The sequence below is a fragment of the Streptomyces sp. NPDC017225 genome (assembly GCF_044331465.1).
Taxonomy (GTDB): Bacteria; Actinomycetota; Actinomycetes; order Streptomycetales; family Streptomycetaceae; genus Streptomyces.
Genome location: NZ_JBIRNE010000018.1, coordinates 62,611 through 77,370, shown reverse-complemented (window position 1 = coordinate 77,370; position 14,760 = coordinate 62,611). Strand labels below are relative to the sequence as shown.

The window sequence follows — 14,760 nt, the reverse complement described above, 5'->3', positions numbered from 1 at the left end:
GCAGGAAAGTTTCGCCATGACGTCCAGAAGAGCGCCGCGCGCCCGTCCTCCGCCCGCTCCCACCGTCTGGAAACACATGTCCGGCAAGCACCAGTCCCCCACGCCCACCGTGAAGTTCCCCCACCGCAGCAGGCGCGGCGTTCTGCTCGGCCTGACCGTCCCGCAGTTGATCGTCGCCGGGCTCACCGGCCTTCTCCTTCTCGCCGTGGTCCTCACCCGCGGCGTGGTCGGCGCTCTCCATCTCATCCCGCTGTGGGCCATCATCGCCCTTCTCGTCTTCGTCCGCCACCGGGGCCGTGCCCTGGCGGACTGGGCTCCGATCGTCGCTCGCTACGCCCTGCGCCGGTTGCGCGGCCAGCTCGTCTGGCTCACCCGGCCTTCCTGTCGGCCCACCCGCGAAGGACTGCTCCACCTGCCCGGCACCGCCGCCAGCCTGCGCGTGGTCACCGCTCCCGACGGCCGCTACGGCGCGGTCCACAACCCCCACACCGGCACGCTGACCGCGGTAGTCAAGGTCTCTTCCCGCGCCTACGCTCTGCTCGACCCGAGCACCCAGCAGGCCAACGTCGGCGGCTGGGGACGCGCGCTGGCCGCGCTGGCCCGCACCGGGCAGATCGCCCGCATCCAGGTAATCGAGCGCACCGTCCCGGACTCCGGCGACGCGCTTCGCCGCTACTGGGAAGAGCACGGCCAACCCGACGCCCCTATGGCCGGCGCGATCTACAACGAGCTGATCCAGAGTGCGGGCCCGGCAGCCGCTCCGCACGAGTCGTACGTCGCGGTGTCCCTGGACACCAAGGCGGCGCGACGCCTGATCAACCAGGCCGGCGGCGGCCTGACCGGTTCCTTCAGCGTCCTGGCACAACTCGCCTCCACTTTCGACCAGGCCGCGCGGACCGCCGGACTCACCCCGACCGGCTGGCTCACCGCCCGCGAGATCGCCGCCGTGGTACGCACCGCCTACGACCCCAAGGCACTGGCGACGCTGGACCGGTGGTCCACCGCCGGCCGACCCGAGGCCGACCCCGCCGCCGCAGGACCCGTCGTGGTCGTCGAGAAGGCGGACCACATCGAGACCGACTCGGCCGTCCACGCCACGTACTGGGTGGAGAACTGGCCCCGAACCGAGACGTCGGCCGGCTTCCTGCACCAGCTCCTGTTCACCGGCGGGGTCCGGCGCACGCTGTCGCTCTGCTACGAGCCGAAGGGACTGGACGCCGCCCTACGCGATGTCCAGCGCAGGAAGTCCAGCGTGCTCGCTGACGCCGCCGAGCGGGCCCGGCGCGGCCAGGTCGACTCCGAGGCGGACTCGATCGAGTACCAGGACATCAAGACGCGCGAGCGTCAACTCATCGCGGGGCACGCCGACGTCGCCCTGACCGGGCTACTGACCGTCTCCGCCGACTCCGAGGACGAACTGCGCACCGCCTGCGCTGTGGTGGAGACCGCGGCCGTCGGCGCCCAGCTCGACCTCCGACCGCTGACCTGGCAGCAGGCCGAGGCGTTCACCGCCGCCGCCATGCCGCTCGCGCTCGCCGCCTGACTCCCTTCCTTTCGAAAGAGCACCCTCATGTCACGCACCGCCAGCCCTACCGCGCAGGACTTCGTGCCCTTCGCCACCGCGGCGCTCGATTTCCACCGTGCACTCAACGTCCCGGGCGGCCCACTGGTCACCACCCGCGCCGAGCTGGACGCCCTGCACGCTCACCTCGTCGCGATGTACGGGCTGCTCGATGCCCACACCGCCCGTACCGGGCAGCTCGTTCCGACCGAGGGCGACCAGCTCCGCACCGCCCGCACCCGCATCTGGCAGGCCGCCGAGCGCCTCCACGCCGCCTACCACGCGGCGCCCCGGCCGGACTCCGGCGAGATACCCGAACCCGAGGCGTGCCTGGCCGGCCTGCCCGAAGGGGCGCCGGAGCTGACCATCTGCCAGCGCCATCAGCGCACCGCTCACCTGGTCCGTCGCAGCACTACCCCGGCTGACCTGCACGCGCCCTTTACCGGCCTCGTCCGCCGCTGACCCGCCACCCTGCCTGGAGAAACGTTCATGTCCCGCACGCGCGCCAGCGCCTCACCTCTGTTCGTGCCCCGCAAGACGTCGCGCACCGAGCAGCGGGCCGCCCGAGCCGGCCTCGCCGAAGCCCGCCGCCAGGCCCGCCTCGCCGGAACCCCGCCCAAGCACCACGCCGAGCAGACCCTCGCCCCGGAACTGCGGCCCACCTACCCGCCGACCGGTCGCCCCGGCCCGACCTCCGCCCGAGGCGGCAAGCTCGACCTGCCCGCCCACCGGATGACCACCGCCACGGCCTCGGGGGCCTACCCCTTCGTGGCCGAGGGCGGCCTGGGGGCGGAGGGGGTGTTCATCGGCCGCGATGTCCACGCGGAGGCCGCCTTCTGCTTCGACCCCTTCTCGCTGTACAACAGCGCCCGGATCGAGGGCTTCACGAACCCGAACGCCGTCCTCGCCGGCATCATCGGCATGGGCAAGTCGGCGCTGGCGAAGTCCATCGCCACCCGGTCGATCGCCCACGGCTACCGGATCTACATCCCGTGCGATCCGAAAGGTGAGTGGACCGGCGTCGCACAGGCCCTCGGCGGCTACAGCATCGCGCTGGGCCCCGGGCTCCCGGGCAGGTTGAACCCGCTGGACGCCCCGGCCCGACCCGCCTCCGTCAGCGAGAAGGACTGGTTCGCGGAGGTCCGCAAGCGCCGTCTGCTCCTCCTGGCCGGCCTGGCACGCACCGTGCTCAAGCGCGATCTGCTGCCGATGGAGCACACCGCCCTGGATCTCGCCCTGGACCTGGTCGTCGCCGATGCCGCCGCCCGTGGCACGGTGCCGCTGCTCGGCGAGATCGCACACGTCCTCGGCTCCCCCGAACGCCTCGACCGCGCTCTCGGCCACCGGGCCGGACACCTCGGATCGGCCGCCCAGGACATCGCGCACGCCCTGCGCCGCCTGGTGCACGGCGACCTCAGCGGCATGTTCGACGCCCCCTCGACTGTGTCCTTCGACCCGACCACACCGATGCTGTCCATCGACCTCTCCCGCCTCGGCGGCTCCGGCGACGACACAGCGCTGGTCCTCGCGATGACCTGCGCCAGCGCATGGATGGAGTCCGCCCTCTCCGATCCCGACGGCGGCCGGCGCTGGGTGATCTACGACGAAGCGTGGCGGTTGATGCGGCACGTCGGCCTGCTGGAGCGGATGCAGAGCCAGTGGAAGCTCTCCCGGGGCCTGGGCATCGCGAACCTGATGGTCATCCACCGGCTGTCGGACCTGCTCTCGGCGGGCGACGCCGGCTCGCGCGGCCGAGTCCTGGCCGAGGGACTCCTGGCCGACTGCTCCACCCGCATCATCTACCGCCAGGAGTCCGACCAGCTCGCCGCCGCCGCGTCCCTGCTAGGCCTGACAGGCGTCGAGACACAGGCGGTGTCCGCCCTGACCAAGGGCCGGGGCCTGTGGAAGGTCGCCGGCCGCTCCTTCATCACGCAGCACATCCTGCACCCGGCCGAGCGCGAGCTGTTCGACACCGACGCCCGCATGGCATAGCCCAACGACCGGCACAGGAACGAGGATCGATCATGTCTGCTTCCTCCACTTCTCCCGCCTACGGCGAGAACCAGCTGCCGACGGGCGACGACCCCCTGGCGTGGCGACGGCACCTCCCGGCACTGGCCTCGGCCGCCGTCGGCATCAATGAGGCGTCCGACGCCTGGGATGCGGTCTCGGACTCACTCTGCGACGCGGACGGCTGCCCCCTCGACGAGGACGTCTACGCGGACAGCAAGGTCAAGCGCGACGCCGAGGCGTGGAAGCACGCCGAGGTGTTCCTCGACCACGGGCCGGAGGTGCTGGCCGGGGTCCGCGCCGCCGCCGACGGTCCCGACTACGTCGAAGGACCGATCAGCGACGACCTGCGTCGACTGCGCGGGATCGACACCACCCTGGTCCGAGCGGACGCGCTCCGACATGAGTGGAACCAGATCATGGCGCTCATGGAGGGCTCACAACCGGGCTCGCTCCAGCTCTACCAGGAGCACGCGGAGGAGCACCGCAATACCGAGGGCTGGCACTACGCACACGAGCTGTCCTACCAGGGCCCAGCGCTCGTCCGGGCCGGCGAGTACCTGGCCAACCGAGCGGACGCTGAACGGGCGTCGCACACCGAACGAGCGCGCGTGGCCCTCACCCGGTCCGCTCCCGGCGCCCGCGGCGCCCCGCCCGCTTCGCCTCCTCTCCCCCCGGCATCAAATCCGCCGACCTCGAGTCGTTCCCGCTGACGCCACTCAGCACCAAATCGCGGCAGCACCAAGCCGACCGATCACCGGATCCTCATGGACCACCGCACCCCTTCCAGCCCCATGCACCTGGCGGCTCATGCCGTCCGCCGGGGGCGTCCGGCAACGGAGATACCCCATGCACCCCGGCAACACCCTCATCACCTTCGAGCAGCAGGAGGGCTCGCGCGTCCTCGCGTGGATCAGCCCGTCGTCCTCCCCACCTGCGGCTTCCGGACAGGACCACCGGTACGCCGTCCTCACCGCTGCCCTGCGGCAGCGCGGCCTGGAGTGCACCGTCGAGTACGGCCTCAGCGACTACATCGTCCACGCCGAGCTTCCCGACGGCAGTTCGCTGATCATCTCGCCCCCGCAGGAGCCTCCCTCGGTGCACCCCGAGTCCCCCGAGAGCTGGATGGTGACCTGTCACCGGTCCGCCGAGCCCGCGGTGTACGAAGTGGTCTACGACTCGGAGCCCGACGGCCCCGACGCACGGCACGGCGGCAGCGTCCCCGATCTGCTCACCGCCGTCGACGCCCGCCTGGACCGACTTGGCGTACAGCCGCGCCAGGAGCACGAACGGTCCGTCGAGGTACGCGCCGCCGGCACAGTGCTCTACCGCGCGGGCTTCATCCCGGCCGTGACGTTCGGCGGTACGCACTACTACCGGCTGCCCTCGGCCATGACCGACCCGGCCGAACAGCGACTGACGGTGACCCGGGCCTTCAACATGCTGCAGGCCGAAGGCTTCCACCTCGCCGGCGACCCTGCTCTCCTGAATCCCAGCATTGCTGTTGCCCGGAGCCACGAGACGAGTCTCAGTGACCGTCTCGGGCACCTTGCCCAGTCCGTCCGGGCCGCCACGCACACGAGTGAGGCGGTCGCCCCGCTGAGCGAGCTGACCGCGCCCGGTGACGGCGTTCTTCAACGGGTCGTCGAGATCCTCGACGCGACGGCCCACTGGTGGGAGGGGCTCGGAGACACGGCCGACCACCACTCCGCGAACCACCTGCGCCTCATCGCCGAGGACCTGGAGACCTACGCGTTCAGGCTCCAGGCGATACGCAACGACCTGGCCGGCAGCCACACCGTCCACCCCAACAAGGCCCAGGCACAGGCGGGCAAGCCCCTCTCGCCGACGTCTGCCCCGTCACGGGTGAGTGCCGCTCTCACCCCTTCGCCGTCAGCCCAACAGCACGCGCTCCCGGCCGGTCCGCCGGCGGAGTCGTCCGCGCGCGCCGCGCCGCCACCCGCACGTCCCTCGTCCGCCCCCGGTCGCTGACCGTCCACCGTCTTGGAGTCCTTCGTGTACCGCACCAGCAGAAGCAATTCGTCCCTCGTTCAAATCTGCGACCGAGCCCACCCTGGATGGATCTGCCATGCCCAGCCACTACGACGTGTTGCCCGACTTGTCCTTCGGCCACCACCCCGTCTACGGCATCGTCGCCGCGAACCCGAAGAACCTCGCCGCTAGCACCTGGATGCTGAAGGGGTTCGGTTTCCACCCCGTCCCAGACGTGCCGACGTTGTACGTGATGGCCAACCAGGAGCGTGACGGGCAGGGCCGAACGACCCGAGCAGTCGAGCTGCTGCGCAAGGCCGGCTACCGGGTCGACGTGGACGCCGCGTTCGATCCCTCGCTGGCACCCGATGCAGCGCCCGCCCGCGACCGGGGCCCGCTCGGTGAACCTGATGTCGCCTTCGCCGAGCATCCTCAGCTCGGCATCGTCGCGGCCATCGACGACCGTGCCTCCGGCCTCACCGGGCTCGCGCTGGTGGAGCACGGCTGGCGACACGACTCGAGCCTGGACATCTACACGTTGCCCGCCACCACCGGCCGGGACGAAGCCCTGGGGAAGGTCGCCGGAGCCACGCTGGCCCTGCACCGCTCCGGCGTCCAGGTCGCAGTGCAGCCGCGCCTCGCTCAGGACGTAGCAGCACGTCCTCACCCTGCTCCCGTGTCGGCCGCGTCCCGTGAACGCGGCCAGGGCACCCCTCGTACGTCTCCGATCAGCGCCGCCGCGCTCGCCGCCAGCCCGGCCCGTGCCGGCCTCCCGGGCAAGGCACCGGTCGCCGCCCCCGTCATCCCGGCAGCGGCGGTCCGGCCGGTCGATCCCCGCATCGCGTTCTCCCGCGACCGCTGATCCAACTCCCGTAAGGAGAGCCTCCCATGGCCGTGAAGACCATCTGGCCGATCAACCACACCTGCGGTCACCAGGCCGACCGCGACCTGTCCGACCGACCGGCCGACCGCCGGGCGGGCTTCGCCGAATGGCTCGCCAAGCAGGAGTGCACCGAGTGCTGGCGCGCCTCCAAACAAGGCGACGAGCAGGACAAGGCCGCCTGGCTCAAGGCCAAGCGCGCTGAGGAGCAGGCCGAGTCCGAGGCCTGGTCCGAGCAGTACCGCATGCCTCCTCTGGACGGGACCGAGCGGGCTGTCGCCTGGGGTGTGCGCTGTCGTCACCAGATCCTGACCGCCGCCTACACCGCCCTGGTCACCGAGGGCGAAACGAACGAGGCGGAATGGGAGGGTATTGAGGAAAGCACTCGTACCGTCACCCGCGCCGGGTGGTGGATCGACCAGCGCTCCTCCCAGCCAGACGACCTTACCGAGCTGCTCCAAGCCGCCACCGGGGCCGACCGGCCGACCGAGAACCCCCACTTCTGAACTACCGACACCTGGCTTGGCGACAGACGGCAGTCATCCCATTACTCCAGTTTCCCCGCGCGTGCGGGGGTGGCCCCGTTACTCTCACCTGTGGGTCCATCCCCGCACGCGCGGGGAGCGCTCTTACCTGATGGGGATCTCAACGATCAGATCAGGGCGCTCGCCGGTCTGATGGCTGAGACTGCCATCAGGTGAAAGTGCTCCCCGCGCGTGCGGGGATGGACATCAGAGAGAAGAAGAGGCAGCCGCCACTGCCTCGTATGTGCTAGAGGTTGACCTGGGGGTCCACCCTTTACGTCCTTGATTGTCACTTGTGCGTCGGCCCGCCAACGACGCTGAACCCAAAAACGCGGGCCGCGGTGCGTCAACACCGCGGCCCGTCACGTCACGGTGCGAGTAACACCGTGACGTAGTGCGCCTATAGGCGCACGACTGTCACAACAGTCAGAAAGGGACCTGGGCTGTCAGTCGCGCCACCATTCGCGCGCCTTGTCGATCGCTTCGAGAAGAAGCCGACCAAGCGTTGCGAAGAAGGTGGCTCGGTTCCAGCCCGGGTCCTCTTTCCTGCGGCGAACACCTCTGCGTCCCATGACGCCCCCTTGCAGTAGTGCCTAACTACGGTGTGCGCACCAGGGGGTGGCGTAGTGACGACGCAAAGCTACTGCCAGGGATGACCCTAGAAGAGCGGGACCGGGCGCGTAGTGGTTTCACCTGATCTGGTTGAGACCGCGTAGCTCGAACCATGGCCGAGCCGTGAGCTGGACTGAAGCGGGAGCCGACGGCGCGTGACCAGCCCACACATGGCTGCAGTCATCGTTCAATGTTTCTTGCCCGGCTGAGTAGTTCAAGCATGGAAGCGGTCCGACACGTCATGCAGGACGAATCCGACAAGCGGTGGCCCGGTCAAGGGCAACGCCTTATGCATCAGGCGCGGATCTCGGCCACGTAGCGGGCAGCATGCCTGTGCGGACTCCTTCCCGTCTAGCAAAACGGGGCATTACCACTGTTCTCCGGCGGCGCCAAATCGCAGATCCTGTGGATCCTCTTCCCTTGACGGCCCGAACACCGGACTCATGTCCGCAACTTCTCTGAGGTAGACACCGTGATCGCTCACCTACAGCGCGCCAGCGACACCGCAGGGCTGCTCTCGTACATATACGGTCCTGGCGGACACGGCGACCACATCAGCCCTCAACTGATCGTAGGTGAAGGCCTTGGGACCCCGATCGAACTGTTTGCCGAGTCTGGCTCACTGCCTTACTTGGCCCACACCCTCGATGCGCCGTCGAACGGCTCAGGACACGTGCACCCGAGCGGCCGACGCGGGTCTGCTCAGTCTGCTCGGTCTGCTCCGAGCCTCGCCAGCCGGATCTCACCGACTTGCAGTCGGTCACTATCGCCTGGCGCTTGGTGGACGCCACCGGGATCACCCCGGAAGGTGATCCGGACTCCTGATGGTGGATCGCCGTGCGCAACCAGCCCCGGGAGGTGCACGTCGTGGACACCCTCGCCCGCGAGGGAGGCGGTCTCCACGACACCTGTCGCGACGTCTTCCGCGCGCAGACCGAGTGCCGATGCCTCGCCGCCGACCTGGGACACCTGCCCGCCGTCCCCGACCCGACCCCCGATCCCAGGAGATCCACTTGCCTGACCGTTCGATCACCATCACGTCCGAGTTCAGCGGCAGCGTCGTCGCCAAGGGCGCTACCGACGACCTCTCCGCCCAGCTCCTCAAGCACGCCGGTTTCCAGCAGATCGACGACTGGCACGGCCGGCGCCATCGCCTTCCCACCACCACCCCACTCGCCGACAAGGTCGCCATCGCCACCCACGCGGCCGAGATGCTCCGCGCCGCCCGCTACGACGGCAATCTCCCTCCCTCTCTCCACACGGCCCGGATGAGCCCTCCGGTACCCCCGCTCGGGCCCTACACCGCCGGAGCGGAACTCCTCCGGCTCACGGACCGGATCCGGGCGGCCCAGAACGGAGCCGACCTCCAGCAGGCGATCGACCACCTCCTTCACCCCGAGCACGGCGCCCTGGAACGTGTCCGGGAAGCACTGGAGGCAGCAAGCGAGCAGATCAACAACCTCGACGACGAGGCGTACGCACTCGCCGACCGGTTCGGCTTCGCCTCGGAGTTCATCAGCTCGGCGCAGTCCGAACTCGTCGACTGCGACGCCGAGCTGCGCCATGTCGGCACCGCGTCAGAAGCCCACACCACGGCACGGACGAGGTCCTCGACGCTGCCCGACCACCGGGGCGCCGCTATGGCCACGTCGCCCGCAGCGGCCAAAGCCAAGGTCTCCTCGGTCCCCGGCTCCGAAACAGCGCAGTCCAACGCGATCGGACACCCGCCGCGCGCCTCGGGCCCTCGACGGTGACCCAGGTCATCTTCGTCAGCGCCAACCGCCGGCCTGCCTGCCACGGGCTCCGACCTGGCTCGGCCGTCCAGAACAGCGGCCGAGGAGGAAGCACGCCCGAGTACTACTCCAGCATCGGCGAGGCCGAGGGCGCCACCATGCAGCACAACATCCGGCTCGCCCACCGCAACGGGGCACCCAACTCCGACAAGCCATTGCAGGTCCGGCACCTGCCCAGTGCTTCCGCTGACCCGTACTCCGTCCGCGGGATGATCACCCGTGTCACGGAGGACGCGACGCCCGACGAGGTCGCGGGAATTCTTGAGGAAGTCAACGGCGCGCTCGTCGGCGCGCTGCCGCAGTTGACCGAACTCGTCGCCGCTGCCGCCGACCGGACCCGTGTCCGTCTGGCGTTCGACGACCCGCACCACAACCCCACCTTCGAGACCTGGACCCGGCTGGCCACCGCCCACGTGATGCTCCAGGACGTTCGCGAGCAGGTGGAGGCTGCCGTGGACGGGGTCGCCGCGTGCCCGGCCGAGCGGACCGACCTCTGGCACCACCTGAGGGTCAACATCCTGCGGACCCGGGAACTGCTCGACGACGTCCTCGGCGCGGGCCCGGACGCCGCAACACCCTCCGTCCGGGATCCGGACGCCGACGATCCAGCCTTGGCGGTCAGCGAGGTCGTCAATCCCGAGCCCCGGCGTCTGGCCGCCGCTCGCCAGGTCTCGCCCTTCGCGACCAAGGCCGGCACCGACACCACCCCGTTACTCGCCGCGCCGTCTCCGCTTTCGGCACGCCCCGCTACCCGTCCCTGCTGAAACGTTGCCGTTCGAGCCCCAAGGAGTAAACCCGTGAGCTGCACGAGAGCCGAGCGCGCCCCGCACCCTCCCCCTCGCACACCCAAGGAACCGCCGTGCCCTCCCCGCGCACCAGCGCGCCCTCGACCACCACCGGGTCGGACGCGCTCCTCTACCTCCTGTTCGCCGTCCTCGGCGCCGCTATGGCCTTCGGCTCTCTCGCCTGGCTGACCGGCAACCTCACCAACACCCTCATCGGCAACGGGCTGTGGGCCCCGTTCCGCGCCACGGACGCCCTGCTGCACCCCGACGTGCTGTGGCCAGCCCTGAGCAGCACCGCGCTGCTGATCGGTGCCCGCGTCGTCCCCGGCTTGATCACCCTGGCCCTGGTCACCACCGGAGTGGTGCTGTGGATGCGCCGGCGGGCCGGCTCCAAGTCCGGTCTCGCCCGCAAGGCCGACCTGGCGCCCCTGCTGGACAAGGAGATCACCGCCAAGGCGAAGAGCCTGCGGCCGTCACTGGGCGACCGGGAGGGTAATGAGGTCGCTCCCGCTGACCGCGGCATTCTGCTCGGCACTCTTGGCCCCGGTCGTGCCGAGGTCCGCGCGTCCTGGGAGGACGTGATCGTCGCGATCATGGCCCCGCGTTCCGGCAAGACCTCCGGGCTGGCGATCCCAGCGATCCTCTCGGCGCCCGGCCCGGTCCTGCTCACGAGTAACAAGGCCGCGAACGACGCCTTCACCGCCACGGTGGACGCCCGAGCCGAGGTTGGCACGATCTGGACCCTCGACCCCCAGCAGATCGCCCACCACCCCCGCGAGATGTGGTGGGACATCCTGGCCGACGCCCGCGACCTGGCGGGGGCGAAGCGCTTGGCCGGGCACTTCGTCACCGCGAGCGTGGACGAGTCCAGCGGATCCGACTTCTGGTCCACCGCCGCGAGCAACACCCTCGGCGCCCTGTTCCTGGCCGCCGCCAGCCACCGGCGGCCGATCACCGACGTCCTGGCCTGGCTCGCCATGCCGGCCGACCGCACCCCGGTGGACCTGCTCACCGACGCCGGCCACGACTCAGTCGCTGCCCAGCTCCAGGGCACCGTCTCCGGCGCAACCGAAACCCGCGACGGCATCTACGAAACGGCGCGGCAGTACGCGAGCTGCCTGCTCGACCCCGACGTCGCCGCCTGGGTCACCCCGAACGAGGACCTCCCCGAGTTCCAGCCATTCGCCTTCGCCACATCCCGCGACACCCTGTACCTGCTCAGCAAGGACGGCGGCGGCAGTGCGAGCGCGATCATCGCAGCGGCGGCCGACGCCGTGATGCGCGCGGCCGTGATCGTCGCCGAGCGCTCCGGCGGCCGACTCGACCCGCCAGCCTTGTGCGTGCTCGACGAAGCCGCGAACGTGTGCCGCATCAGTGACCTGCCGGACTTGTACTCCCACCTGGGCAGTCGGGGCGTCATCCCGATGACGATCCTGCAGTCCTACCGGCAGGGCCAGCGGTGCTGGGGCGAAGCCGGCATGGACGCCCTGTACTCCGCCGCCACCGTAAAAATCATCGGAAGCGGCATCGACGACGCCGACTTCGCCGACCGCCTCAGCAGGCAGGTCGGCGACCACGACGTCCAGACCACCTCGGTGTCCACCAGCGAGAGCGGCAAGTCCACCTCGGTGAGCATGCGCACCGAGCGGATCCTGCCGCCGGACGCGATCCGCGCCCTGCCCAAGGGCAAGGTACTGCTGCTGGCCACCGGCATCCGGGTCGCCATGCTCAACCTCAAACCCTGGTACAAGGAGCCCTGCGCCAAGGTGGTCGGCCCGGCCTCCGCCCGCGCCACGAAGGTGATCACCGAGCGGGCCCTCGCGAAGAGCATCGGCGACGACAACCTCGGGCTGTCGGCATGAGCGCGCCCGCATCGCGTCACCGGCGGCTGCCCCACTCTCCGGTCGTTCTGCGCGACGGCCGGTGGTGGCTGGTCGGCGGGGCCGGCTCGATTCCCGCCTCCGACCCCGCCTTCACCGCCGTCCTAGACGACTTCGCCCAGGCGATGGCCGCTGCCGACCAGGCAGTCGCCGGCCTCCGCCTCCGACAGAGCGAGCCCTCTGCACCTGATTCGGGTGACAGTCGATGACCCCGCTGCTGAGCGCCGAGCAGGCGGTTCTCGGTGCCGTGCTTTTCGACCCCGACCAGCTCTCGCACCTGAACTGGCTTGCCCCGGATCACTTCCACCGGCCCGTCCATCAAGCGCTGTTCGGCGCACTCCGCAAACTCCGCAGCGACGGCCACCCCGCACTCTCGGCCGATGGTCCGTTGCCGCTGTCGTGGGTGACCGACGCGGTCGACGAGGCCGGCCTGCACGTGCGAGGGCTGACCGCGGCGTACACCCACACCTTGATCCAGGCGTGTCCACGTACCGAGCATGCTCCGGTATACGGCCGCATGGTGCTGGAGGGGGCGATCCACCGCACCGTCGCCCAGCACGCGATCCGCCTTCACCAGGAGGCTCGGGCCAACGCCGTCCAGGGCGAGGTCGAGGGAGCGCTACGTACAGCGGACGTCCTGACCGGAGTACTCACCGATCTCGCGCGACGATGGGGAACCGATCCACGTCCGGTCGCGCCCACCGCGGCGCCGGCCGCCGCCACGGCCGTCCCGCCGCCGATCCAGTCCGACCAGGTCGCCGAGGACGAGCGGTTCCTTGTGGCCGTCCTCGCCGAGCAGCCGGGGGCCATGGACGAGGTGGTGGCCTGGCTGCGGCCGGGGGACTTCGCAGACCCGGCCCATGGACAGCTCTATCGGTGCTTGGGAGCACTGCACCACCGGGGCGAACCCATCGACCGGATCACCCTGCTCTGGGAGGCCCAGCGGCGCGGCCTCCTGGCCGACGGCGCTCTGTCGAGCGAGCAACTGACCGCCGTCTGCGACGGCATGGTCCCCGGCAGCGCCAACTGGTTCGGGCACCGGGTGATGCGCTCCTCCCTCACCCGCACCGCAGCCGCCTCCGCGCGCACCATCCGGACCTTGGCTGAGAACGAGGTCCTGGTCCCCGGCCGGCTGATCAATCACGCCCTGCACGCACTCGGCCCACTCGACGAGGTGCGTGCCCGCTGGGCGACCGCGAACGGCAGCCCGGCTCCGAAGCCGACGGCTTCCGCTCCGTCAGCGGGCGGACCGCCTTCCGCCCGTGTGCAGGCCGCCCGCGCCCGCAGCACAGCACACCCAGCCGCATCGCCCCCGGCCCCGACCGGTCCCGTCCCCGCGCCGGCCGCCACACGGCCGCCCTCGCGCGGCCATCGCTGATGCCCTCACCGCCCAGCCCATGTGTCCGCTTTCTCCCTGGAATTCGCCTTGCTTGACGCCCTCTCCTCCGATTCCCTGGAACATCGCGCCACGACGTCGGGCTTCGACGCCCCCGCGCGTCCTCCGCTGATCGGGTCGCTCTGCTCGGGGTACGGCGGTCTGGACCTGGGCGTGCAGTCCGCCTTCGGCGGCACGCTGTCCTGGCACGCCGAGGTCGACCCGAACGCCTCGCGCATCCTGGCCCGCCACTGGCCCGGCGTCCCCAACCTGGGCGACATCACCACCGCCAACTGGTTCACCGTCCCCCGGGTGTGCGTCCTGACGGCTGGCTTCCCCTGTCAAAGACGTCTCGGTCGCCGGCCGCCGGGCCGGACTCAACGCCCAAACCCGCTCCGGGCTCTGGCTGCACGTCGTCCGTGCGGTCGAAGCCCTCCGACCCTGCCTGGTTGTGATCGAGAATGTGCGCGGCCTCCTCACCTCCCCCGCCGGTTCCCCTGGCGACGTGGAATCCTGCCCGTGGTGTCTGGGAGACACCACAGGTCAGCCTGCTCTGCGGGCACTCGGTGCCGTACTCGGATCCCTGGCCGACATCGAGTATGACGCAAAGTGGCTCGTGCTTCGTGCCTCCGACGTCGGGGCCCCGCACCGCCGCGAGCGGACCTTCCTCACAGCTTGGCCCGCCGAACACCCTGCTCAAGACGCCGACCAGCAACATCGCCAAGAACGGCGGTTCGCAGCACCCGTCGAAGAGGAAGAGCGGGGGCCACGGGCCGAACCTGGCCGACGAGGTCGAGTGGCTTCTGCTGCCGACCCCGAAAGCGTCGGACGGGATCAAGGGTTCGCCGAACCAGCGGCACGGCAATGGCGACATGACTCTGCCCAGTGCGGCGGCGTCGCTGCTGCCCACGCCGAGGGCCAGCGACACGGGCACACTGGGCCGCCGCCCCGGGAAGGGGTGGCGTCCCCCCTTGTCGGCGGACGTCCTGCCGCTCTGGGCGGAGGAGTCGCCGGAGGCCGAGGAGCGGACCAGCGGTGGGGAGCGTACGGAGCCGCCATCACCCGATGGGAGAGGCTTACTCGTCCCGCCCCGGCCCCTACGGACGCGGCCGGTCGGCTCCGCGCAGACTTCGTGGAGTGGATGCAGGGTCTCGACGCAGGCTGGGTCACCGCCACCCCGGGGCTGGGGCGTCCGGCGCAGCTCACCGCGCTCGGCAACGGCGTCGTTCCCCAGCAAGCTGCTCGTGCAATGCAGTTGCTGGCACCACCCTTCCCGCGTTGCCCTCACTGCGCAGGCCGATAGCGCTCCACTACCGGGTTTTTCCGGCCGAACCAAACCGATGTTTCT

General features: G+C 70.4%; 12 protein-coding genes and 1 pseudogene. All 13 read left to right on the top strand.

Annotated elements, in window-relative coordinates; translation table 11 throughout:
- The first annotated feature begins 76 nt into the window (after nt 1-76).
- The 13 genes and pseudogenes from ACH4NX_RS30410 (at nt 77) to ACH4NX_RS30350 (ending at nt 14,715) form a co-directional block, all read left to right on the top strand.
- On the top strand, nt 77-1,543 hold the full coding sequence (locus tag ACH4NX_RS30410; RefSeq protein ID WP_398129477.1) for an SCO6880 family protein: 1,467 nt from the start codon (nt 77-79) through the stop codon (nt 1,541-1,543).
- Nucleotides 1,544-1,570: 27 nt separating this feature from the next.
- Entirely contained in the window at nt 1,571-2,023 is a 453-nt protein-coding gene (locus tag ACH4NX_RS30405; RefSeq protein ID WP_398129476.1) for a DUF6238 family protein, read from the top strand.
- Nucleotides 2,024-2,050: 27 nt separating this feature from the next.
- The gene (locus tag ACH4NX_RS30400; RefSeq protein WP_398129475.1) at nt 2,051-3,553 is read left to right on the top strand and encodes an ATP-binding protein; all 1,503 of its coding nucleotides are present in this window, start codon (nt 2,051-2,053) and stop codon (nt 3,551-3,553) included.
- A 32-nt stretch (nt 3,554-3,585) separates the two neighbouring features.
- Nucleotides 3,586-4,284 (top strand): hypothetical protein, encoded by a 699-nt coding sequence (locus tag ACH4NX_RS30395; RefSeq protein ID WP_398129474.1) that lies wholly within the window; start codon nt 3,586-3,588, stop codon nt 4,282-4,284.
- Nucleotides 4,285-4,420: 136 nt separating this feature from the next.
- On the top strand, nt 4,421-5,563 hold the full coding sequence (locus ACH4NX_RS30390) for a hypothetical protein (protein WP_398129473.1): 1,143 nt from the start codon (nt 4,421-4,423) through the stop codon (nt 5,561-5,563).
- A 97-nt stretch (nt 5,564-5,660) separates the two neighbouring features.
- Complete coding sequence (locus ACH4NX_RS30385; protein WP_398129472.1) at nt 5,661-6,425, top strand: hypothetical protein; 765 nt, start codon at nt 5,661-5,663, stop codon at nt 6,423-6,425.
- Between the two features lie 26 nt (nt 6,426-6,451).
- On the top strand, nt 6,452-6,949 hold the full coding sequence (locus ACH4NX_RS30380; protein WP_398129471.1) for a hypothetical protein: 498 nt from the start codon (nt 6,452-6,454) through the stop codon (nt 6,947-6,949).
- Between the two features lie 1,643 nt (nt 6,950-8,592).
- Complete coding sequence (locus ACH4NX_RS30375; protein WP_398129470.1) at nt 8,593-9,333, top strand: hypothetical protein; 741 nt, start codon at nt 8,593-8,595, stop codon at nt 9,331-9,333.
- Nucleotides 9,330-10,136, top strand: coding sequence for a hypothetical protein (locus ACH4NX_RS30370; protein ID WP_398129469.1), 807 nt, complete (start codon nt 9,330-9,332; stop codon nt 10,134-10,136). The genes ACH4NX_RS30375 and ACH4NX_RS30370 overlap by 4 nt, the downstream gene beginning before the upstream one ends.
- 95 nt (nt 10,137-10,231) lie before the next feature.
- A complete protein-coding gene (locus ACH4NX_RS30365; RefSeq protein ID WP_398129468.1) occupies nt 10,232-12,019 on the top strand; it encodes a type IV secretory system conjugative DNA transfer family protein in 1,788 nt (595 codons plus the stop codon).
- 223 nt (nt 12,020-12,242) lie between these two features.
- Nucleotides 12,243-13,415, top strand: a complete 1,173-nt coding sequence (locus ACH4NX_RS30360; protein WP_398129467.1) for a DnaB-like helicase N-terminal domain-containing protein — start codon at nt 12,243-12,245, stop codon at nt 13,413-13,415.
- 21 nt (nt 13,416-13,436) lie between these two features.
- A pseudogene (locus ACH4NX_RS30355) lies at nt 13,437-13,697 on the top strand (hypothetical protein); the annotation flags it as partial.
- Between the two features lie 43 nt (nt 13,698-13,740).
- Nucleotides 13,741-14,715 (top strand): DNA cytosine methyltransferase, encoded by a 975-nt coding sequence (locus tag ACH4NX_RS30350; protein WP_398129518.1) that lies wholly within the window; start codon nt 13,741-13,743, stop codon nt 14,713-14,715.
- Nucleotides 14,716-14,760 lie beyond the last annotated feature (45 nt).

Excerpts from the sequence above, each read along its gene's own strand:
- ACH4NX_RS30400 (WP_398129475.1), top strand. The coding sequence starts at position 2,051 with ATGTCCCGCACGCGCGCCAGCGCCTCACCTCTGTTCGTGCCCCGCAAG.
- ACH4NX_RS30405 (WP_398129476.1), top strand. The coding sequence starts at position 1,571 with ATGTCACGCACCGCCAGCCCTACCGCGCAGGACTTCGTGCCCTTCGCC.
- ACH4NX_RS30390 (WP_398129473.1), top strand. The coding sequence starts at position 4,421 with ATGCACCCCGGCAACACCCTCATCACCTTCGAGCAGCAGGAGGGCTCG.
- ACH4NX_RS30360 (WP_398129467.1), top strand. The coding sequence starts at position 12,243 with ATGACCCCGCTGCTGAGCGCCGAGCAGGCGGTTCTCGGTGCCGTGCTT.
- ACH4NX_RS30385 (WP_398129472.1), top strand. The coding sequence starts at position 5,661 with ATGCCCAGCCACTACGACGTGTTGCCCGACTTGTCCTTCGGCCACCAC.
- ACH4NX_RS30380 (WP_398129471.1), top strand. The coding sequence starts at position 6,452 with ATGGCCGTGAAGACCATCTGGCCGATCAACCACACCTGCGGTCACCAG.
- ACH4NX_RS30395 (WP_398129474.1), top strand. The coding sequence starts at position 3,586 with ATGTCTGCTTCCTCCACTTCTCCCGCCTACGGCGAGAACCAGCTGCCG.
- ACH4NX_RS30410 (WP_398129477.1), top strand. The coding sequence starts at position 77 with ATGTCCGGCAAGCACCAGTCCCCCACGCCCACCGTGAAGTTCCCCCAC.